Raw genomic sequence first — 21,933 nt, forward strand, 5'->3', positions numbered from 1 at the left:
TCTAGTAATCAGTTGACAGTAACTTGGGGTTTCATCATTAATCGCTAGTAGGTATGGATGACATGCTATCCCCATCATATTTGCCGGGCGACTACAATCAACTGCCCGAGCTACCGGGAGTGTACAGGTATTATAGTAAGGACGGGATACTGATATACGTCGGTAAAGCAAAAAACCTTAGAAAAAGGGTCGGCAGCTATTTCAATAAAAACGCGGGAATCAATCAAAAAACCCGCAGAATGGTAAGAGAAATTCAGAAAATCGAAATTACCATCGTCAATTCTGAATTTGACGCCCTACTGCTGGAGAATAACCTTATTAAAAAAGCCCAGCCAAAATACAACGTGCTGTTAAAGGATGACAAAACCTATCCTTACCTGCTTCTTACCAACGAACCTTTTCCCAGAATCTATCCTACCAGACGGGTAATCCCCTCGAAAGGCACCTATTTTGGTCCCTTTGCCAGTGTAAAGGCCATGAACAATGTTCTGGACCTGATCCTTTCATTGTTTACAATCCGTACCTGCAAACTAGATCTTTCTGAAGAAAAAATCAGGACATCAAACTACAAGGTCTGCCTGGAATATCACCTGGGAAATTGCAAAGGTCCCTGCGAAGGACTTCAGGATGAAACCAGTTATCTGAAAGACATTGATCAGGCCAGAAACATCCTGAAAGGCAACCTGAGCTTTGCAAAAAACTTTTTTAAGGAATCCATGCAAACGGCTGCCGCCGCCCTGGACTTTGAAAATGCACAGTTGTACAAAGAGAAATACGATCTGCTCGAAAAATATCAGGCCAAATCCCTTGTCATCAACCCCAATGTGGACAGTTTAGACGTCTTCTCAATCGTCAGCGAAGAAAAATATGCCTTCGTAAACTACCTGCGGATAAAAAATGGTGCTATCACGTTAAGCAAAACGGTAGAAATAAAAAAGAAACTGGACGAGGCAGATCAGGAACTGCTGTTAACTGCCATTATCAGACTCCGGGACCAATTTCAAAGCGATGCAAAAGAGGTATTGGTAAATCTCGACTATGAGGAGAGCCCAGAGGGTTTGCAACTGATACTTCCCAAAATCGGTGACAAGCGAAAACTGGTAGACTTAAGCCTGAAAAATGCCCTTTATTACAAAAAAGAAAAAGCTTTGCTCGCAGGAGAAGTTAAAAATAAAAAAAACCGGGTACTGCTTCAGCTTCAAAAAGACCTCTCCCTGGAAGACCTCCCCTACCACATAGAGTGTTTTGACAACTCGAACATTCAGGGTTCTAATCCCGTTGCCAGCATGGTATGTTTCAAGGACGGGAAACCCAGTAAAAAGGACTACAGGCATTACCATATCAAGAGTGTAGTCGGCCCAAATGACTTTGCCAGTATGGAGGAAGTTGTGTACAGAAGGTATAAACGCATCCTACAGGAAGAAAAAGCACTTCCCAATCTAGTAGTCATAGACGGAGGAAAAGGACAATTGTCATCCGCTGTCGCCGCATTAAAATCGCTGGACATTTACAAAAAAGTACCGATTATCGGTATCGCCAAAAGACTGGAAGAAATCTACTTTCCCGGAGATAACTACCCTATTTTTATTGACAAAAAATCAGAATCCCTGCGGTTAATCCAGCGCATCAGAGATGAAGCGCATCGCTTTGCCATTACTTTTCACCGCAACCTGCGAAGTAAAGGTGCGCTGGGAAGTCAACTTACCTCAATTGAAGGCATTGGAGAGCATACAGCGCACAAACTACTGAAGCATTTTAAATCCCTGAAAAATATACAGCAGGCCAGCCTGGCAGATCTTTCGCAACAGGTCGGAAAAGATAAGGCCACTAAGATCTTCAGCATGTATCACCCAAAAAAAAACAGCTCCCACTGAAGCTGTTTTTAATATCGATACTTTCCTGGCTTACCACTCCCACAGATTGTTTTCCCATTCGAGAAGTTCATATTCAAATTCGAGGGAATTCAAATATGCCTGTAGCTGTGCATTTGGATTGTCGGCATCTACCATGTCTACGATAAGGGCATTGTCGGGATTGGTATATTTTCTGACAACTGATCTGAAAAGCCTCAGGTCAAATGCCTGGCTGTAAGGCAAATGTTTGGACGTGTTCTGGAAATTGAGCCATTGACCTTTTTCGAGATCATCAAAGTAATTGTAAAAATCCTTGAAACGGATAAATGCGATAGATTTTTGCCCCACACCAGCATTGGTTTCGGAAGGCATTACCAGTTCCAGATACTTTACATCAAACTTGACCTCTGAACGGTGTTTGTCAAATACAAAATCTTCCTTGAAGTCCAGATAGTAAATGTCCTTTACGAAGACACTATCTCCGTTTTCGGCGGTAAGAAAATTGGTCTGGAATTCACTGATGGACAGGGGTTGAGTAAATTCCTCATCGGCAAAAATCTCAAAGGCATTCTCATTGACGACAGCATCGTAAATATTCATCATAATGCCGTCAGATTTTAGGCCCCCTGTACCATAAAAGGGAAGATTGAACTTCTCCCTCAGATCTATCCTTCTCCACACCCCCACCTGATACATTTTATCATCCTCGCGAATGGGAAGGACCGAAAAAACAGTGTCCATATCAAATCCCGAATCCCCCTCCTGCATGCTGGGGTTTTGGGTATTGGTATTTTGCGCAAACCCGGGAACCGCCACAAATACACCTGCTACTAAAAGCAGGGACAGCGCCCCTAGAAATTTTTTTGCTTCCTTCATGATTTTCTCCTTTTACAAATCTATAACGAAACCAATTTGTGCTTATTACCTGATTGGAATCGGAAAGACTTCATTAACAGTACTTTTTATTTGGTTTCCCCGGAAGTTGGTTCTGGTCACCTCTCTGGCGATCACAACCAGCCTATCTCCACTTTGGGCCTGCGCCAATAGATTACGCACAGCCACATTCTGGCCGGTAATGTTGACACTTTCCCTGGGTACATCATTTCTCACCAACCGGACTTCACCGCCAGTGACCTCAAAATTGGCGTCTCTGGGCATGGTCCTTCCAAAAGTAGGCTCTGGTAAAGCCCTTATCTGCAGATTCATCAGGCTACTGGCTGGAACAGGATTCTGCAGGTCGATCTGCGTGTCTCCACTAAAAGGCCTGATCGTCGGAGCCGGTACTGGCTTGATGTCATAATCGACCGAGCCGATTCTGTTTCCTCCACTGGATACGCCAATGTTTACCTGCCCGGAAGATCCGGGAATGATGGTCACATCTGCCGGTCGGGAACCTTTAATCGCCTGTCCACCAGAAACTGAAAACTCTGGCGAGTAGGCATTACCCAATGCCGGCACTTCGATCACCAGGTCATTGGCACATTCTGCATACAGTTGGTTGACGACTTCAGAGCTTACTTTAATGACCGGTTGGGCGACAAAATATTCATATTCTACATTGAAGACGCTGTCTTGCCCACCGATAGGGACCACAATCTGCCCTTCAAGGGTTCTGGCAGCAAGTCCCCTGTCATCGTAATTGGACGCTGGCGTTACTGGAAACTCAATCTGCCCGAAGCCATCTGTTACTGGGATTTCCCTCCCATCAGCGGTCATTTTAAGTTCTGTGGAGGAGGAAGATGAGGCGAGAAACATTTCCGCTTCAAACGTAAGACCCGCGGCCACCACATTTGAATTCGCTGCAATTCTTGCTTTCAAGTTATCTGCCTCAAAGATGAACTCCCCAAGGGAATTGGTGATGGCATTCAATGCTTCACTCTCTATATTGAGTACCTCATTCTGGTGTTGGCTGATGATGGCCAAAACTGCACCGATTGGGGATTTGACGTAGTTGAGATTTACGTAATCTTTATAATTTACATCCACATCATTTTTAAAAAGGTCAATCTCTCCGGCATCCTTGGCAATCTTCTCAAAAGATCGCTGTATACCGAGTTCAGCCAGGATCTGACTGAGCTCCTCAGGATATTGGTTCAGCCTTTCCTGCATTTCATATCCCAGACGGTTGTTGTTAAAAATATTGCCGGGAATGTCTACGTTTTTGAGTGCCGAAGTTTTAAAATTACCTTCGTCATTAATGGCATTGGATTCCTCTATGAGTCTGGTTTTTGCATCCTCCAGATACCCATAAAGCTCAGTACTTTTGGCCCGAATCTCTTCAGCCGCAGCCACCTTGGGTACATCTACCGGATTGTTCCCCTGCTGCTCGACAGTAGAGGAAATGATATTCACAGAAAACTGATTTTTCTGGATATAGTTTTTAGATGTTCTCTCCAGTCCATCGTTGATCAGTATAAATTTCTGGAGTATCTGATTACTTACCTGAAGTGCCAACAGCGCTGTCAGTACCAGGTACATCATCCCGATCATCCGCTGTCTCGGTGTTTCTTTACCACCCGCCATAAGCTAAATTGTCTTTAATAAAGTACGAAATAATAAGAACTGATAAATAGCGACTTAACCTTTCATTGCTGAAAGCATGCCTCCGTAAACTTTGTTCAGGGAATTGACATTCTGGTTAAGCTTCGCCAGTTCGGTTTTAAAAGTTTCTGTTTCTTTGCCGGCTTCCGAAATACCCTCCATTGCAGCCGTGACATTGGAATAGAATTTACTGATAGTTTTGGCATGCATATTGGAATCTTTCAGTTCCTCTTCATATACATTGTTCAATGCGGACAGGTTTCTTGTCACATTGACAATCTGCTCGCGGTAGGCCTTGGCATCGTCTGTAGCAGAAGACATTTCCGCCAGCGCAGTTGCGGTCTTACTGTAGGAATCATTGATATCCACCAGTGATTTTGAGGCTTTCTTTACATTTTCAGCATACTCATTGGTTGCGACAGTTGCATCGGTAAGAGTACCTAGTTTCTCGGTAGTGCTCGCAAGATTTTGCATGCCTTTTCCAAGGCTTTCCAACAGTTCCGGACCTATTTTGGCTTTTTCCAAGAGCTCATCCATTTTCTGAGAGGTCTGGTCTGTGCTGGTCCTGACCGGCCTGGAGGGTGCGGCACCCGCATTGGCACCTGCGAGCTCCGGATATACCTTTGTCCAATCCAGCTCTTCATTTTTAGGCTCAAATGCAGATAAAAAGAAAATAACTGCTTCTGTGGTCAAACCCACACCGATCATCAGGGATGCAAAAGGCCAATCCAAAATTTTAAACATGGCTCCCAGGATAACAACTGCAGCCCCTATGCCATAAATCTTTGGCATGATCGAACCATAAAACTTATAAGCGAAAGTGTTTTTCTCTGTTGACATAATTTTAAAAAAACTTTAAATATGAATGGATTATAATTTACAAATGGGTGATCAGGTGATATTATCTTCTGCTCCTTTTATTGGACTTCACTTCCATACTTCCAGACCGTCCGATATATGTCATGGCGGTACGGAAGCCTATATGTGCCGTCTGTACGTACTGATATTCGTAGTTCCTGGCACTGGTCTCCAAAAAGTGCGCCACATCTTTCCACGAACCTCCTCTGACAACTTTTCTCGTTTCGGTGGTATCCTTGAAAGTGGGGTTCATGTCCCAAATCAATGCATTTGCCGCTGGATTATAGGCGTCTTCTACCCATTCTGAAACATTTCCGGCCATGTTGTACAGTCCGAATCCATTTGGAGCGAAGGCATCGACTGGCGCGGTATAAGCAAATCCATCATCGATGTAATTACCTCTCCCTGGCTTAAAATTGGCCATCAGACATCCCCGCCTGTTTTTGAGATATGGGCCGCCCCAGGGATATTTGGCGATTTCCTTTCCTCCTTTTGCAGCATATTCCCATTCCGCTTCAAAGGGCAGCCTGAACTTCGGCATGTCAAACTCAGACTCGTCATTGGCATTCATGTGATAGGATTTCCACTCGCAGAATTTTTTGGCCTGGTCCCAGCTAATTCCCACAACGGGGTAATCATCAAACGCAGGGTGATCAAAATAGTATTCCATCAGTGGATCACCATAATGGTGGGTAAAGCTGGTTGACCAGACAGTGGTGTCAGGAAGCAATTCTTCGAGCACAAAATCCGGAGCTTCTGCCTGGGTGGTAGGCGTTCCCAGAGCCAATTCGCCCATGCGAACTGCATCCAGAAATTGCCTGTATTTGTTGTTGGATACTTCGTACTTGTCCATGAAAAACTCAGATATTGTAACCTGCTTGTTCATAGAAGCCATACTTAAAGCGATGTCTTCGTCAGCCTGACCGATCCAAAAGGTACCGGCTTTGACCGGAGCCATTTCAAAGGGCAGGGCTTGTTGCCAGCCGGAGCGCTTGGGTACACCAGTTACCTCTCCTCTTCTGTTGAGCTTTTCGCTTGAAGTACCCTTGTTTCCAAAAAGACCACAACCTTGAAGTAGTGTCATTATTAACAACCCTGAAATCAGGGGAAAAAAGCGCCGATTCATTTTTTTAAACATAAATGACATTAAATTAACTACATTCATTTTCAACCATTTAAACGAACAACCAATTCGAAATTTAACAGATTTTATCAGAAAAACACAAGGAATTTTTCAAATAAGTTTAATTCCTTAAAACCTAAATCTCGGCGTTCTCTGAATCACCCTTTCCATTTGTCTGGCTACCTGGGGTAAATTATAAGTCAACATAAACTCGTGGGAGGTGGGGGATTTTGCTTCCAGCCCGCCCACTACCAGATCAAACGCATAACCTAATTTCAGGGAATTGTCTCTTAACAAGCTATAGCCCAACAACACTGAGGCGGATTCCTCTCCCCGATAAGCCAATCCCAGACTAATTTTATTATTGTATGAGCCTATAACGCTAAGGTCGTAGGAAAAATTATTCAGGGATACGGATTTTACCAATATACTTGGTTCAACTGAAAATTGAGCAAAAGTGTTTATCCTGTAGCCCAGGAGCAGGTAGTTATGGTTTTCCAGGCGGTTCGCCAGACTGCCGTCTCCAAAATCGAAGCCGGGCTCATTCAGATTCCTGCTGCTGAGCCCAAGATAAAAGCTGCCACGGTCATACATCAGACCCACAGAAACATTGGGGTGCAATTGATTTTCATTTCCTCCGGAAGGGATATTGGGATCAGGGTTTACCGGGATAAACTCATCATAACGAATGGTACTGGAAAAAAAACCTCCGGCAGCGCCCATACTCAATACGCCTCTGCCAAGGGTCAGGTGGTAGGCAAGGGATAGATTTACTTCCTGATTGTTAAATGGGCCAATCTGGTCATTAACGGCTACCAGTCCAAATCCTACCGGGATATTTTTGACCCTGCCGGAAGCTGAAAGCAATTGGGTAGTAGGTGCGCCTCCTGCCCCTGTACTCGTGGCATAATCCAGCCACTGGCTGCGGTGCAAAGCTGCAATCGAATAGCCGCCATCCTTGCCCGCAAAGGCTGGGTTATAAAAAAGACCATTGTACATGTACTGGGTAAATTGTGCATCTTGCTGCCCTATCACTGCCGGAATATCCGATAGAAATACAAGGAAAAAAAATACACAGGTTAACAGGTAGGATTTTATGCTCATGTGTAAAAGACATTTTGCAATTGAAAATCTATTCTACACATTTAAACTGAATTTTCCTGAAAAAAGATTAAAAGATATCAGATTTTGTTTGCTTTTTTTATGTATAGTTCCAAGGCCCCTGTCATGCTTGGTGCATTCGGAAGTGGTGCCTCAATATCCAAAATCAAACCTTCTTCTCTTACGGCTTGTGAGGTCGTGGGGCCAAAAGCGGCAATTCTGGTCTTTCCCTGCTCAAAATCCGGAAAGTTCGTGAATAGAGATTTAATGCCGGAGGGGCTGTAGAAAGCGAGAATGTCGTATTTGATATCCTTCAGGTCGGACAGGTCAGCCGCCACCGTATGGTAGATGATCGCCTCGGTGAAGGAGATACCGTTTTGGGTTAAAAAATTGGGGATGTCATCCTTTCTGATATCCGAGCAGGGAAACAAATACTTTTCAGATTTGTGCTTTTTGAAAAAATCAAAGAGATCCGCTGCTGTACGATTTCCTACAAACAGCTTCCTTTTACGAATGACAATGTATTTCTGAAGGTAGTGTGCCGTTTGCTCTGAAATACAAAAATACTTCATGTCTGCAGGCATTTCTATCTTTAATTCCTGACAAATCCCAAAAAAGTGGTCGATTGCATTTCGGCTGGTGAAAATAACCGCCGTATGCTGAAGTATTTCTATTTTTTGCTTTCTGAAATCTTTAATGGATACCGGCTCGACCTGAATGAATGGCCTGAAATCAATTTTTATCTTGTATTTTTCAGCCAACTGAAAATAGGGAGACCGTTCATCAGATGGTTTTGGCTGGGATACCAGAATGCTTCTTACCCGGTTTAATCTGTCTTTTGTTGATTGCGCCATTTTATATTTTTTTCCTTTACCCTAGGAGAAATTTACAAATCACCAAAAAGGGGATCAATTCAGAGCTGCAAAGGTATGAAAATAAATGATAATTATTAAAACCATTTTTTTTATACAACCAGATCGATAATCCAATAATGCCCAGGGTATAGAGTACCAAAAAGGCTTTGTAAAGCCACCAAACTGATATCCCTCCATAGAGCAAATCGTTGGTATAAAAAATTACCGTAGTCCCTATCAAAACCAACAACCCAAAACCGCTAACTTTTAGCAGGTAGAAAAAATGTGGCAGTGCAATTTTCTGCAACTCAAATATATAGGTATTGATCCCCAGCCAGATAAACTTCAAAAAAGTGACCAGTGTCAGGGTAAGCGTGAATGCCAACCAGGCGAAAATCATGACGTCAAAGTCGCTTTCCAGTGAAAATCCGAAAAAATCCACATCAAATATATACATGCCCAGTATCCCCATCAAAGCCATGCCCATATTGATCAGAATCAAATAAAACAACAGTTCCGCCGAATATACCTTTGAGAAACTTACAGATTCCCATAAATCCTCAAAAGAGAAAATCGCAAGAGGATTCCAGAAAAGTCCGAAAATAGAGGGGAAAAGGATCCGGAATAAGGCAAGGAAAAACAAAATGACAAGGACGACTGTAAAGAAGAAGTCCTTAAACCTGTCCTTACTTCTCCTGTTGTCGGATACCTCGCTCAAAACTGCAGGCCTTTCAGCCTCAGGTCCAAAAAAACCTTTTTTCACGGAAAGATCTTCCGGGGCAATCCCTTTTTTGAAAGCGGTAATTTTCAGCTTACCGGACTCCTTCAAACGGGATTCCAAATCTCGGTTTGAGATAAAAAGGACGGTGTCTTTCTCAACTACCTGCCACAATTCTTCGTTCATAAATAATGCTGCTCCTTCTGGCAGCCGGATCCTCCAATCTGCGCTCTCAAACTGCCGGGTATTTACCCAGACGGAAACCTCCTCGTTTGGAAACAGCAGACCTCTATCTGATGAAGTTTCGATTTCCGGGTCATGATTCAATAATACCTGCGAGACAGCTTGAGCCGGAAATCCCGCCATCCAAAGGATGGCGGTCAACAATAAAAAAAACTGGTACCTCCCTTTCATTAAAAACGTCCCGTAAAACCAAAATGTATCCGCGAATAGTTAAATCCCAATGGCTGCCCGGCAGATTTTCCCAATGCGTACACGAAATTAAACATACCGCCGGCAGTTTCCAAACTTAACCCCGCACCAAAAGAGAAGGGCCAATCCCTTTCCCGCTTCCTCACTGCATCTTCCAGCATGCCAAGGTCTGTAAACAAAAGAAAATAGGAATAATTACCAAAGTAATACCTTGGCTCAAGATTCATGTATGCGTAGCGACTGGAATAGAAAAAATTTTCATTGAAACCCCGGATAGACTGCAAACCACCCAGGCGGTACAGGTCGTTAAGCAAGAGGTTGGAATTGTTCAATTCCCCGGCTTGCAGAGAAACCCTGGAACTGAAGTTTTTATCTAACCTGTAGTAATAATCTACCGCTCCCCTGATATAATATTGTAGTGATTCACGCTCTATCCCCGCATAGAGTGCCGGATCTATTCCTGTATTTTCCCGTAAGGTTTTGTTTCCGATCCCCAGTGTCAGCTTGCTTCTCCAACCCGACTTTGGCACTATCGGGTCGTCCACATCAGTAAAACTAAAGTCAGCTCCATAACTATTGTACCTGAAATCGCCCACTTCAGGAAGTTCAGTGGCGTTTTCATATCGGCCTACTTCCAGTAAGTCTCCGGCCTGCCATTTGCTGAAAAAATCGATGTAGGTATTGGCAGTCACCTGATAGCCCAGCCGGAGGCTGAAGTCCCGGTTCAAAAAGGTGGTATCCTCTTTCAATAGCGAAAAAGCCGCTCCCAAATCCAGCTGCGATCCCAATACATAGGGTTCGCGGGCTGCTACCCGGAGATTCTGAGAATATTGTGTCAGCCGCTGCCAGTTGAGTTGATAATCTCTGCCTTTGCCGGATACGTTGTATAGCTGTAGATCAAATTGCCCCGTGACCAACCATTTATTGGCCTCGATTTCGTTGGGCAAAAATCCGATGATGCCGTCAATGGCGTTCATTTTACGATCTTCAACTGGCAGGTATATTGTGGCCTCTTCGTTTTGAAAGGACATTTCGGGGCTTCCTGAGAGGGCCAGATAGGGTACACTATTCTTTAGTACCTCCCTAAGCTTGTTAACCTTTTTTTGCGAAAAAGGGTTGCCGGGGATGATACCGGTTTTTCTGGCCAGGTATATAGGCTGTATCTTACTACTGCCTGTGATGCGTAAAGTATCGAAAGTGATCAGGGGACCTTTTTCCATGTATAGAGATGCCCTCAATTGTCCATTGTCGAGCTCAATGCTGTCCAATTTTACCGCCATAAAAGGATATCCATTGTTCTGACCCGTCTCCAGGATCTGCCCCATCAGGTGCTGAACCGCTTCGATCCGGAATGGGCTCTCCCCCGCAATAATGGCTCCGCCATCCAAAGAAGATTCCATCCAGGGCTCCAGGTTTCCCTTACCAAGCTGTATCCATTTGAACTGTGTACCTGCGTCCACTTGTAAGAAAAAGCGGTTGTCCGGTTTGATTTGGAGATTGCTTTCCAAATTCAAATATCCCTCCGCCTGCAGGGAATCTATCAGGTAGTCAGAAAACCTGTGCAGGGCCAGGCTATCGGAAAAGCTAAATTTCAAGGTATCTGCAGTCGATTGCGTGTCAGCATACTGCAGTCTGAGCACATAATCCTGAGCCTGGCTAAATCTTGGAATAAAAAGAAGCTGCAGAAAAAAAAATGCAATTTTCCAACCTACCAAACACCCCTTACCTTCATGGGAAAGGTATACACGGATCCACTGGCCGTGATGAATAAGGTTTTTCTGTCTCCCGCGCCAAAACATACATTTGCCGTCCAATTTTCGTCTACAGGTATATGCCCGATTTTATCTCCCTTGCTGTCAAATATGGTCACCCCATCACCTGTCAGATACACATTGCCCCTGTTGTCCAGGGTCATGCCATCTGAGCCCATTTCCACAAACACGCGCCTGTTGGTCAGATATCCGTCTTCTTCAATGTCATACACATAGGTTTTCTTGTCTCCGATGTCAGACACATAAAGTTTTTTTCCATCCGGTGTACCCACCAGTCCATTTGGTTTTACCAGATTTTCATCCACCCTGAAAAACTGGAGCCCGTCTGCGCTGAGGTAGTACAGATGCTCGCCATCCTGCTGCATTTCAGGGTCTCTCTCCCAATAGCTGCGCTTGTACAATGGATCGGTCAGGTAAATACCTCCCCGGGGATTGATCCACAAGTCATTGGGTCCGTTGAGCTTTTTCCCCTTAAAATTTTCAATGAGCACTTCGGCATTGCCCTCCTTATCAAACGACCACAACTCGTTTTCGAGATCAGCACAGGCGATCAGATCCCCTTCCCGGTTAAAGTAAAGTCCGTTTGACCGTCCCGCGTCCTCGGAAAAAACTGTGATCTCTCCGGTGGAAAATTTCCATTTGTAAATTTTGTTGTTTGGCTGATCTGTGAAAAACACATTACCTTCCCTGTCTACGGCCGGCCCCTCTGTAAAACTATACCCTTCTCCAACTTTCTCCAGACGGGCGTTTTTTTGCACCAGACTTTTCTTGATCTCCATCTGGGCAAAAGAAAGTTGCGATAAAAGCAAAACGAGCATTGCTAGCGGAAATATGGCTTTGGGTATTGTCATTTCAAAGGGTTTTAGGCGATGATGAATCATATCGGCTCAAAATTAACTCAATTATCACCAATTCCTAAAACCTCTACTCAATAATCTTTAGCTTTGCACCTGACTCCATAAAATAAGGAGGGAGAAAACCCCAGCTTCTCACCACAGAAAAAGAAACAAGCTGTTCCGAATCGCAGCCTGCTACTTATCCGCCATTATGTCAGGTATTTATATACATATTCCTTTCTGCTTGCAAGCCTGCCACTACTGTGACTTTCATTTCAGCACCAACAGGAAGCCGGCTGCTGAGATGGTACAAATGATCTGCCGGGAATTGGTATTGAGGAAAAACTACCTGCCAAAAGCCCAACCCATACAAACCGTCTACTTCGGAGGAGGAACTCCTTCAATTCTTCCCGCAGCGCAAATTGGGGAAATTTATGCTTGTATCCGTGAAAATTTTGATTGCCAACTGCTCGAAACCACCCTGGAGGCCAATCCGGACGATTTGACTCCGGAAAAATTAAATGCATTGAGGGATATGGGCATCGACAGGTTGAGCATCGGAATTCAAAGCTTCAACGACCAGGTATTGCGTTTTTACAACCGTTCACATACAGCCGTCGAGTCCCTGCAAGCCATCGATAAAGCCAGAAAGGCTGGTTTCAGGTCGATTTCCATTGATCTGATCTATGGCTTTCCGCATGCCGATCACAGTATCTGGCAAAAGGACCTGGCCCAAACCATCTCCCTGGCTCCGGATCACATCAGCTCTTATTGCCTTACGATAGAGCCCGGGACTGCCCTGGGTGTTTGGGAGAAGAAAGGAAAATTCAACGCTGCCTCAGACGACTTTCAAGCGGAACAATTTGAAATTTTGCTTCAAACTCTGGACAAGGCTGACTATCTGCAATACGAAATCTCCAATTTTGCCAGGCATCAGGCTTTTTCCCTGCACAACAGCAATTACTGGAAAGGGGTACCCTATCTGGGTCTGGGTCCCGGGGCGCACTCCTTTGATGGAAAGCACCGTGGACACAATATCTCCAACAATGCGGTGTATATGCGCATGTTGCAGAAAAACAAACTTCCTTTCCAGATAGAAACCCTGGACAAACACGAGCAGATCAATGAATACCTGCTCACCTCATTGAGAACCATCTGGGGAATCGATACGGCCTACCTGACGGAGCAATTTGGATGGGACCTGCGAAAAGAAAGACAAAATATCCTCGCTGATATGCTGGGACAGGATCTGATTCAGGTCAGTTCACAGGCGGTAATCCTTACCAATAAAGGCAAGCTTCTCGCAGATTACCTGGCAGCAAAACTATTTATCTGAAGAATCAGGCTATATTTGTATGGTGAAGAAATATCCGACCGAAAGCCAGAGAAAAAGCAATACCTCACCCCTCAAAGAAGTTTTTGAGGAGCTGCTGGAAGCCTATAAGCTCAAGGACAGGTATGCGGAGAAAACCCTGATACAGGAATGGGGCTCGCTCATGGGCAAAACTGTAGCTACCCGAACAATCAGCCTCTCCATCAGCAAAAAGAAACTTTACGTCAAAATGAGTTCGGCACCTCTCAAGAAGGAAATGATGCTGAACAAATCCAGGATCCTGCTGCTGATTGAGGAAAAATACGGGAAATCAGTCGTTGACGATATTGTATTGTTATAAAGGAAAGCGGGCAAGCCTGCCAGGTCCCGCTTCCTTTGCTTTTTGCTTTTCTGGCCCTAACTCATCAGTAACTGACCCAATTGCCATCAACCTTTCTCAGTATTCCCAGGGGATTGCCTTCTTTCAATGCATCGGGCCAGAGACTCTCCGGCATATCCTGATAAGCCACCGGTCTGGCAAAACGCTTGATCGCATAGCTGCCGACAGAGGTACTTCTGCTGTCTGAGGTGGCAGGAAATGGGCCTCCATGCTGCATGGCATGCCCCACCTCCACTCCGGTAGGAACGCCTTTGAACAATAGTCTGCCGCACTTCTCTTCCAGGAGAAGCAGCAATGCCGACTGGTTTTGCAACTCTGCCTCTTCTCCCCAGATCGTACAGGTGAGTTGTCCTTTGAGATTTTCTGCCAGAGCCTGCAGTTGCTTATCGTCCTCATATACAACCAGTATACCAAAGGGGCCAAAAACCTCCTCCTGAAAGGCCGCATCGCTGAGCCAATCTGAGGCGCTAACTTTTGCCAGGGCTACATTTCCGGTAAGGACGTCTGACTCTTCAGGTTGTAACAGCCATTTTAACTTCTTCGATTGCGAGAGCGTTTCGATAGCCTGATAATAAGCATGGCATATGCCTTCGTGGAGCATGGGAGCACCTGCCACTTCTTTTAATCTGTCAGCCACTGCTGTAGAAAATGCTTCCTCCCGCGACTTGGGTATAAAAATGAGTCCGGGATTGGTACAGAATTGGCCCACCCCAAGGCTCAGTGAAGCGGCATAGGCCGCCGCTGCTGCATCCATTCGCTCCGAAAGGTATTCTTCCAGAACAAAAATCGGGTTTACACTGCCCATTTCCGCATACACCGGAATCGGATGCTCCCGGGCATTACATGCGTCAAAGAGAGCTTTTCCTCCTCTGAATGATCCGGTGAAGGCTACTGCTTTGGCCAGGGGATGTGCGACCAGCTCCTGCCCGGTGTCGATACCGCCCTCCACATGCTGGAAGGTTCCCTTTGGAAGTCCTTTGATACGGACAGCATTTTTGATGGCCTCTGCTACCATGCGGGAGGTTTCCGGATGGGCCGGGTGGGCCTTGTAGATAACCGGGCAACCGGCCGCCAGCGCAGATACGGTATCTCCTCCAGCAGTAGAAAAAGCCAGAGGAAAATTACTTGCACCAAATACTACCACAGGACCCAGCGGTTTTAGCATTCTCCTGATATCGGGCTTGGGTGCTGGCTTTCTGTCAGGATCCGGGTGATCTATGGTAGCTTCTACCCAGCTCCCTTCATTTACCAGTGCTGCAAAAAGTCTTATCTGCCCCAAAGTCCTGCCCAGTTCACCGGTGATCCTGCCCTCCGGCAGGTGCGATTCACCTGCGGCTGTGGGTATCAGGTCATCTCTGATCGCATCTATTTGACCGGCCATTTCCTCCAGAAAACCGGAAATTTTTTCTTTCTTTAATGTTTTTAATATCAAGAATGCCTTTTGTGCATCCTGAAAATTAATCGCTATCTGACTCATGTTCTGAAATGGGTTGGTTTCAATGAAAAAGGATTTTCATTTGTGTAAAAATAATCCTTCGTTAAAGCTTCAAGTTAACTGATATTAGGCGTAGTCGCAACACATTGATACAGATTAGTCCATTTGCAGCAACCTTTTATTTATCCCAGGTACACATTCATATATGATTTTTCTATATTTAGCGGGCTGATTGACCAAATGCGGACCTTGTGTTTTTTCGTTTATTTCCACTACTATGCGCCAAAATTACTCCTCACCTCTTTCAGAAATCCGAATCAGAAACCACTTTGAGCCCGGTGATATTGGCACCATCATCGGGCTGCATGGGAGATTGTACCATGATACCTATGGTTTCGGACTGGGCTTTGAAAAATATGTAGCACGAACCTTTGCCGAATTTGCCTGCAATTTTCAGGAAACCAAAGACAAAATCTGGATAGCAGCGGAAGGGAGAACCATCAAGGGATGCATTGCATTGGTAGACCGGGGCGAACTAAATGCACAACTCCGGTATTTTATCGTCACTCCGGATGTCAGAGGGCAGGGATTGGGCAGATTACTTTTTGGCAGCTACATGCAACACATCCACGACCATGGATATGAAACGGTATATCTATGGACCACCGCAAACCTGCAGGCAGCCGCAAGCCTCTATCTCGATGCGGGCTTCAGGCTGGCGGAACAAAAATCATCGGATACCTTCGGACTGCCGCTGCTGGAGCAAAGATACGTATGGGAAAAAAGCAAATAGGTTAGCGCTGACCGGTAGTCCCTTCTTTTACCTTTCCATGTATATACTATACCTTATAATGGACGGACACTGCAAACCAGAAATGGAGAATGAACGATGGTGTATGAAACACCTAATTATTTCGTTTTTTAACTGCCTCAGCACTTACCTGCAAAAATATATACTTTTCTAGTGGATTTTGAAAAACATTATTCTGCCACATTCAGATATTGGGAATGTTTTTTAAATTTAACCGAAATAATTTTTTTCGCATGCCAATTTTTTCTATAATTAAATCCTGGAAAAAATGTCAAGGAAGAGAAATTGACTTCCAAAGGCATTTGAAGCTTATGAACGGAAAAATCAGTTTGTTGGAAATATTAGTGCAATCGATTCCGCAATTCAGAAAACGGCAAGGCGGCTTTTCACCCAGATAAGCGGAATCACTGCACTTTGCATAACGAAATTTAAACCTGAAATAGCCTATGAAACACACCCCTCAAGTTCGCAGCTAACTTCAATAGCTGCTTATCCAATTAATTAAACCCAAATTCTATTATGAAAAGAAAATTACGCAATTGCCGGCTGGCAACGGGCAGGTTTGCGCTGGCAGCAATCCTGTTTTGTCTGTCTTCAGGGACACTGCTTTCCCGGAACAATGACAATAATAACACAAGCGAATCCGAAAGGGCTTCCAGCCTTCGTACGGATATAGTAGAAACCAGCGAACCCTTTGATGTTACGGTCACCGGTACCGTAACCGATTCAAACGGGGAGCCGATACCCGGAGCCACCGTATCGGTGCCCGGTACTTCCATTGGTACCGCCACTGATATCGATGGAAATTACAGCATCACCGTTCCGGATGGTGCTTCCCTGGTTTTCTCTTTCATTGGTTTTGAAAGCCAAACCATAGCGGTAAACAACCAATCCACCATAGATGTAGAACTCGTGGAAAGCGCACAGGCATTGGATGAAGTCGTGGTGGTCGGATATGGTACCCAGAAGAAAAAGGACCTTACCGGTGCTGTAGTGAATGTTCAGGCCGAGGAGGTGATGAAGTACAAACCGACCAGTGTTTCGGAAATTCTCCGAACTACGGTACCCGGTCTGAGTGTGGGCTATGCCACCAATGCCCGGAACGTGCCGGAATTTAACGTGAGGGGGGACAACTCCATGAAAGCAGATTTGGACGGAGATGGAGACAGAGAAGAGGAAAGGGCTGCCAACCGTCCTTTGATCGTTTTGGACGGGGTGATCTTTCAGGGAGACCTGGCGGAGATCAACCCAAACACCATAGAAAGTGTCGACGTGCTCAAGGATGCCAGTGCGGCAGCCGTATATGGTTCGCAAGCCACCAATGGTGTGGTGATCTTTACCACCAAAAAAGGGCAGTATGGAAAGCCACAAATCACCTTCAGCTCAAGGGTTGGACTTGTTACTGGTGCCAGAAGACAACAAACCTATAAAGGTGGAGAGGAAGTGCTGAACTGGCTGACCGACATGAATGAGACGATTACCAACTCCATTACCGAGCCCTGGACCCGGTTTAGAGACTACAACGACATCGACCCCCAATACCAGGATGACTGGCTTGCTGCCAATGGTATTCCGGGAGAAACCGACCCGGAAGCCATCCGCATGGCCCGGGTAAACAACTTTGGCTTCTGGGATATTGAATTGGAAAATTACCGAAACGGAGTCACTTATGATTGGCAGGACTTTTTGTTCCATACCGGCGTACGGCAGGATTATGATGTCAGTGTTTCCGGTAGAAACGAGCGGGTATCATACTACTACTCTCTTGGTTACAGTGACCGGGAGTCTGTACGGTTGGGAGAATCCTTTCAAACGATCACTTCCCGGCTGAATCTCGATGTAAACCTGGCAGAATTCCTTTCCATAGGTACCAATACGCAGTTTACGTTTCAGGATGAAGGACAGGAATATATTGACAATGATTCCTACAGGGTTTTTTCACCCTACGATCAGCCCTGGGCAAATGGGGAGCCCAGAACCCGCGAAAACCTGAACGATCAGGCAGCCGGATCAAATATCTCCAACCCCTATCAGGATCCTTCCTGGAACACCCGCAGCCATACCCGGTTTATGGTTAATCCAACACTATATGCTCAGCTCACCCTTCCTTATGGGTTCAGCCTGCGTACAGACTACACCCCAAGGTTTGATGTGAGGAAGAGGTTTGATTTTGATGAAAAAGGCAATCCGCAGCGAGCAGTAGACCGGGCTGAAAGAAGGTACAACGATTCTTTCAGATGGCAGTCCAATACCATTTTGAACTGGGACAAAAGTTTCGGGGATCACAGGTTGAGTTTCACCGGTCTGTACAATACCGAAAAAAATCAGTTTTGGGAAACCAGAGCCATCACCAACAACTTTTCTCCTACTTCCAGCCTGGGCTATCATGCGGTTCAGTTGGGTTTGAACCCCACCATGTCATCGTATGATGAGGTTAACTCCAGAACAGGATTATTGGGAAGGGTCACTTACGCCTACAGCGACAAGTACAATTTCTCAGCTTCCCTGCGGAGAGATGGGTTTTCCCGGTTTGGTGTAAATAATTTATTGGGTAACTTCCCCTCCGTATCGGCAGCCTGGACCATTTCCAATGAAGATTTCATGCCTCAGGGAGCTGCTGTCAGTTACCTGAAACTGCGCCTGAGCTATGGGGTGAATGGCAACAGTAGTGGACTGGAAGATTACAATGCCTATGCCCAGCTCAGCAACAGTCTTTACCTCAACTATGACGGTGGCTATTTCCCGGCTCCACGAACAGAAATTACCCGGATTGCGAATCCATTTCTGTCCTGGGAGAGAAATGCATCCTTTAATATAGGTATAGACTATGGTTTCTTTAATGACAGGGTGAGTGGTTCACTCGACATGTACCAATCGGAAACCAGAGACCTTTTGCTGGACCAGAAATTGCCTGACCTGACCGGTTTTGGCTCTGTTAAAACCAATGTGGGCAACTTGCAAAACAGGGGTTTTGATCTGGGAATCCGGTCTATCAATATGACCAGGAGCGATTTTACCTGGACCAGTAATTTCAATGTGACTTATGCGGTAAATAAAATTACAACCCTGGGTAATGCCCCCATTCCGATGACCGATTCTCAGGGCAATATGATCGAAAGAGAGCCGGATGACCTGCAAAACGGCTGGTTTATAGGTGAAAACAAGGACATCATCTGGGATTGGGAACTGGATGGCATATACCAGATGGATGAAGCGGATGAAGCTGCGGAATACGGACTCTTTCCAGGAGATTTCCGATTTGTGGATCAGGACGGAGACGGAGATATTGATGTGGATGACAGGGTATTTCTTGGCCTTCGGCAAAATCCATGGTACATTACTTTCAGAAATGACTTTGAATGGAAAGGATTTGATTTTGGTCTGGTATTCCTGGCCAAGATGGGCTGGAAAGGCGGTACCCAGGAACCGTTCAACAACTCCCAGCAATATATCAAAAACCACAACTGGTATACCATCCCTTACTGGACACCCTTGAACGGACAAAATAACTTTGCCCGGATCAATTCCATTAACCTGGGTGGCGGCAACGCCTGGTTGAACCGCGATTATCTGCGCTTGCAGAACATTAGTGTTGGTTACAACCTCCCAGCCAGTATTCTGGACAGGTTGAATGCTACCCGCCTGAGGCTGGCGTTGAACATTGAAAATGCGGCGGTATTTACCCCCTGGGAAAGAAGTCTGGGAGATCCGGAGTCGGCCCGTGAAATGCCACGCACCTATTCTTTAAGTTTGGACTTCACTTTCTAGGTCCGGAACAGAGACAATTAAATGTTAACCAGAATCGAATTAAAGATGAAAAACACACATATATTTAAAGGAATCGGCCTATCGGTGCTCCTTCTGGCATCCGTATCTTGTTCGGAGGACTTTTTGGAAGAACAGCCCTTGTCCTTCCTGAGTCCGGAAAACACATACCGGGATGCGGCAGGACTACAGACCGCACTGGATGCAGGTCTGCAGGGTGTGATGTCGCAGTGGAATGGTGACACCCGGGAACTGATGTTTAACAGTAACATGAGCGATGCCTCGGTGGTATCGGCTACGGATAAGCCCGATGCTTTTGTGGATTTGCGTACCTATGCCACGCCCACCAATTCGCGTAACAACGATGCGGGTCGAGCACGCTCTTTCTATGCTGACAATTACAACCACATCAAAAAAGCCAATACGGTCATCGATTATATCGACCTGCCCGAATGGCCGGATGGTGTAAACGATCCGGAAAGAAACCATTTGCTGGGATCTGCTTATTTTCTACGTGCCTTTTTCTACATGCAACTCACCATGGACTTTGGCAATGTGGCTTTTCCTCTGAATGTGGTATCTGAAGCCCGCAGGGACTTCAAGGCATTCAACATGCAGGGGATTTGGGACCAGATGATCACAGATCTGGAGTTTGCCGTGCAATGGGTGAAACCCAAAAGCCAGCTACCTGTAGGGCAGGCACCTAAAGATGCGGTAAGAATTTTGCTGGCCAAATACTACATGCTCAACGAAAGGTTTGCAGATGCGGAACAACTGATGGATGATGTGATCAACGGGGGAGAATCTCAGTTATTCACCGACGACATGATCCCTTCGGGAGTAACGGAGGTAGAGGTAGCCAATACCAACAATCCGAATACCGGTAATCCGCTTCCGGGCAGATCCGGATATGCACCTGTAGATGCAGTAAATTACCTGCATATGGACCGTGGCGCCCAGAAAACTTCCAATCCGGAAGGTATTTGGCTGGTGGTAAACGAACCCTTCGTATTGGGAACACAGGGAAGATCCGCCAGAATCCGTGCCTGGGGTCCCAATTTCGTAAGTACCAATCTGGGAGTCTGGGAACCTGGAACCACCCGCATCGGTACAGATGTGCAACAATCCACCTCGGATGAACGTGGACGCATGATGAAGAAATGGGGCCGGGGCCAGGGATTTGCCCGCCCTACCAATTACTCTCAGTATGAGATCTGGAATTTCAAGGGAACCTTTGATGAGCAGGATTACCGCCACAAGGATCTGAACTGGTTTGAAATGGAGGACGTATTGTACGATAATCCCTCTCTGCAGGACGATGGAAGCCCCTATTACATGCAACCGTTGCGACTCTACGATGACAATGGCAACCTGACCTGCCAGGACACCATCAGGTGCTGGTACGGCTATCCAAGGTACAAGTTCTACTCTGTCAATCAGGAGTCGCGGCCAGACCGGCAGGACGGCGGCAAGATGGACATGTACATCATGCGCATCGCTGAAGCATACCTGGTAAGGGCAGAGGCCAGATTCTGGCAGGATAACCTGGCCGGAGCTGCCGAGGACATCAATACCATCCGCCAGCGCGCCAATGCCATTCACATGTATACCATCGCCGATATGCAAACAGAAGGTATAGGAGCGGTACTGGATGAGCGAAACCGGGAGCTATTCGGTGAAGAATATCGTCACGACGAGTTGGTTAGGATTTCTGTTATTCTGGCCAAAACCGGCAAGATGGCCTATAATGGCAAGACCTACTCCATCTCCGGAAACGATATCGAAGAATCACTTTCGGCCAATAGTTTTTACTATGATCGAATGATGGAGAAAAACAATTTCTTCCGGGACGAGGTGCCTTGGGCCACTTATAACACCACCCGGTATACCATGGATCCGCACCATGTTTTCTGGCCGGTGTACCAGCCCTATCTGGTAGGTAATGTGGAAGCCACCCTTAACCAGACCACAGGGTACAACGGTGCTGAGGACAATATTGAGCCCCTGAATCATGTGGTTCAACCTGCCGGTGCGCCTAACGAAGATCCTATGCGGGCCATAGGGGAGTAATGCCGATCATATAAAAATTCACCCGGAGGCATGTGCAGTCGGGTGAATTTTT

Annotated in this window: 16 protein-coding genes; 6 read left to right on the top strand and 10 right to left on the bottom strand. The window is 45.9% G+C overall.

Annotation, left to right across the window (positions count from 1 at the left end):
* Positions 1 to 62 precede the first annotated feature (62 nt).
* The gene (gene uvrC / locus BUB19_RS04410; protein WP_073093181.1) at positions 63 to 1,874 is read left to right on the top strand and encodes an excinuclease ABC subunit UvrC; all 1,812 of its coding nucleotides are present in this window, start codon (positions 63 to 65) and stop codon (positions 1,872 to 1,874) included.
* A 30-nt stretch (positions 1,875 to 1,904) separates the two neighbouring features.
* Here the strand turns inward: uvrC and porN are convergent, their stop codons facing one another.
* From porN to BUB19_RS04455, 9 genes are all read right to left on the bottom strand, one after another.
* A complete protein-coding gene (porN, locus tag BUB19_RS04415) occupies positions 1,905 to 2,729 on the bottom strand; it encodes a type IX secretion system ring subunit PorN/GldN (RefSeq protein ID WP_073092647.1) in 825 nt (274 codons plus the stop codon).
* A 45-nt stretch (positions 2,730 to 2,774) separates the two neighbouring features.
* On the bottom strand, positions 2,775 to 4,376 hold the full coding sequence (porM, locus tag BUB19_RS04420) for a type IX secretion system motor protein PorM/GldM (RefSeq protein ID WP_073092651.1): 1,602 nt from the start codon (positions 4,374 to 4,376) through the stop codon (positions 2,775 to 2,777).
* 54 nt (positions 4,377 to 4,430) lie between these two features.
* Positions 4,431 to 5,234 carry a type IX secretion system motor protein PorL/GldL gene (gene porL / locus BUB19_RS04425; RefSeq protein ID WP_073092654.1) on the bottom strand — a complete coding sequence of 268 codons (804 nt, stop codon included), beginning with the start codon at positions 5,232 to 5,234 and terminating at the stop codon, positions 4,431 to 4,433.
* A gap of 61 nt (positions 5,235 to 5,295) precedes the next feature.
* Positions 5,296 to 6,390: a T9SS ring complex lipoprotein PorK/GldK gene (gene porK, locus BUB19_RS04430; protein WP_073092659.1), complete on the bottom strand. Its 1,095-nt coding sequence runs from the start codon at positions 6,388 to 6,390 to the stop codon at positions 5,296 to 5,298.
* 114 nt (positions 6,391 to 6,504) lie between these two features.
* The gene (locus BUB19_RS04435) at positions 6,505 to 7,479 is read right to left on the bottom strand and encodes a PorP/SprF family type IX secretion system membrane protein (protein ID WP_073092661.1); all 975 of its coding nucleotides are present in this window, start codon (positions 7,477 to 7,479) and stop codon (positions 6,505 to 6,507) included.
* Positions 7,480 to 7,556: 77 nt separating this feature from the next.
* Positions 7,557 to 8,330 (bottom strand): uroporphyrinogen-III synthase, encoded by a 774-nt coding sequence (locus BUB19_RS04440; RefSeq protein WP_073092664.1) that lies wholly within the window; start codon positions 8,328 to 8,330, stop codon positions 7,557 to 7,559.
* A gap of 16 nt (positions 8,331 to 8,346) precedes the next feature.
* Positions 8,347 to 9,462 (bottom strand): DUF4271 domain-containing protein, encoded by a 1,116-nt coding sequence (locus BUB19_RS04445; RefSeq protein WP_073092667.1) that lies wholly within the window; start codon positions 9,460 to 9,462, stop codon positions 8,347 to 8,349.
* Entirely contained in the window at positions 9,462 to 11,075 is a 1,614-nt protein-coding gene (locus tag BUB19_RS04450; RefSeq protein WP_245802769.1) for a BamA/TamA family outer membrane protein, read from the bottom strand. The genes BUB19_RS04445 and BUB19_RS04450 overlap by 1 nt, the downstream gene beginning before the upstream one ends.
* A gap of 113 nt (positions 11,076 to 11,188) precedes the next feature.
* Positions 11,189 to 12,103, bottom strand: coding sequence for an SMP-30/gluconolactonase/LRE family protein (locus BUB19_RS04455; RefSeq protein WP_073093183.1), 915 nt, complete (start codon positions 12,101 to 12,103; stop codon positions 11,189 to 11,191).
* A gap of 196 nt (positions 12,104 to 12,299) precedes the next feature.
* On the opposite strand from BUB19_RS04455, the gene hemW reads away from it, so the two are divergent.
* Positions 12,300 to 13,424 (top strand): radical SAM family heme chaperone HemW, encoded by a 1,125-nt coding sequence (gene hemW / locus BUB19_RS04460; protein WP_073092673.1) that lies wholly within the window; start codon positions 12,300 to 12,302, stop codon positions 13,422 to 13,424.
* A 19-nt stretch (positions 13,425 to 13,443) separates the two neighbouring features.
* The gene (locus BUB19_RS04465; protein ID WP_317041570.1) at positions 13,444 to 13,761 is read left to right on the top strand and encodes a DciA family protein; all 318 of its coding nucleotides are present in this window, start codon (positions 13,444 to 13,446) and stop codon (positions 13,759 to 13,761) included.
* Positions 13,762 to 13,825: 64 nt separating this feature from the next.
* Here the strand turns inward: BUB19_RS04465 and BUB19_RS04470 are convergent, their stop codons facing one another.
* Positions 13,826 to 15,277, bottom strand: coding sequence for an aldehyde dehydrogenase (NADP(+)) (locus tag BUB19_RS04470; RefSeq protein WP_073092676.1), 1,452 nt, complete (start codon positions 15,275 to 15,277; stop codon positions 13,826 to 13,828).
* 235 nt (positions 15,278 to 15,512) lie between these two features.
* Here BUB19_RS04470 and BUB19_RS04475 point away from each other — a divergent pair, with 235 nt between their 5' ends.
* The 3 genes from BUB19_RS04475 to BUB19_RS04485 all read left to right on the top strand — a co-directional run bounded on the left by BUB19_RS04475 (position 15,513) and on the right by BUB19_RS04485 (position 21,881).
* The gene (locus BUB19_RS04475; protein WP_073092679.1) at positions 15,513 to 16,028 is read left to right on the top strand and encodes a GNAT family N-acetyltransferase; all 516 of its coding nucleotides are present in this window, start codon (positions 15,513 to 15,515) and stop codon (positions 16,026 to 16,028) included.
* 537 nt (positions 16,029 to 16,565) lie between these two features.
* Entirely contained in the window at positions 16,566 to 19,814 is a 3,249-nt protein-coding gene (locus tag BUB19_RS04480) for a SusC/RagA family TonB-linked outer membrane protein (protein ID WP_073092682.1), read from the top strand.
* Positions 19,815 to 19,859: 45 nt separating this feature from the next.
* Positions 19,860 to 21,881 (top strand): RagB/SusD family nutrient uptake outer membrane protein, encoded by a 2,022-nt coding sequence (locus BUB19_RS04485; RefSeq protein WP_178371434.1) that lies wholly within the window; start codon positions 19,860 to 19,862, stop codon positions 21,879 to 21,881.
* Positions 21,882 to 21,933: the final 52 nt, after the last annotated feature.

This window comes from Cyclobacterium lianum, assembly GCF_900143075.1.
GTDB lineage: Bacteria > Bacteroidota > Bacteroidia > Cytophagales > Cyclobacteriaceae > Cyclobacterium > Cyclobacterium lianum.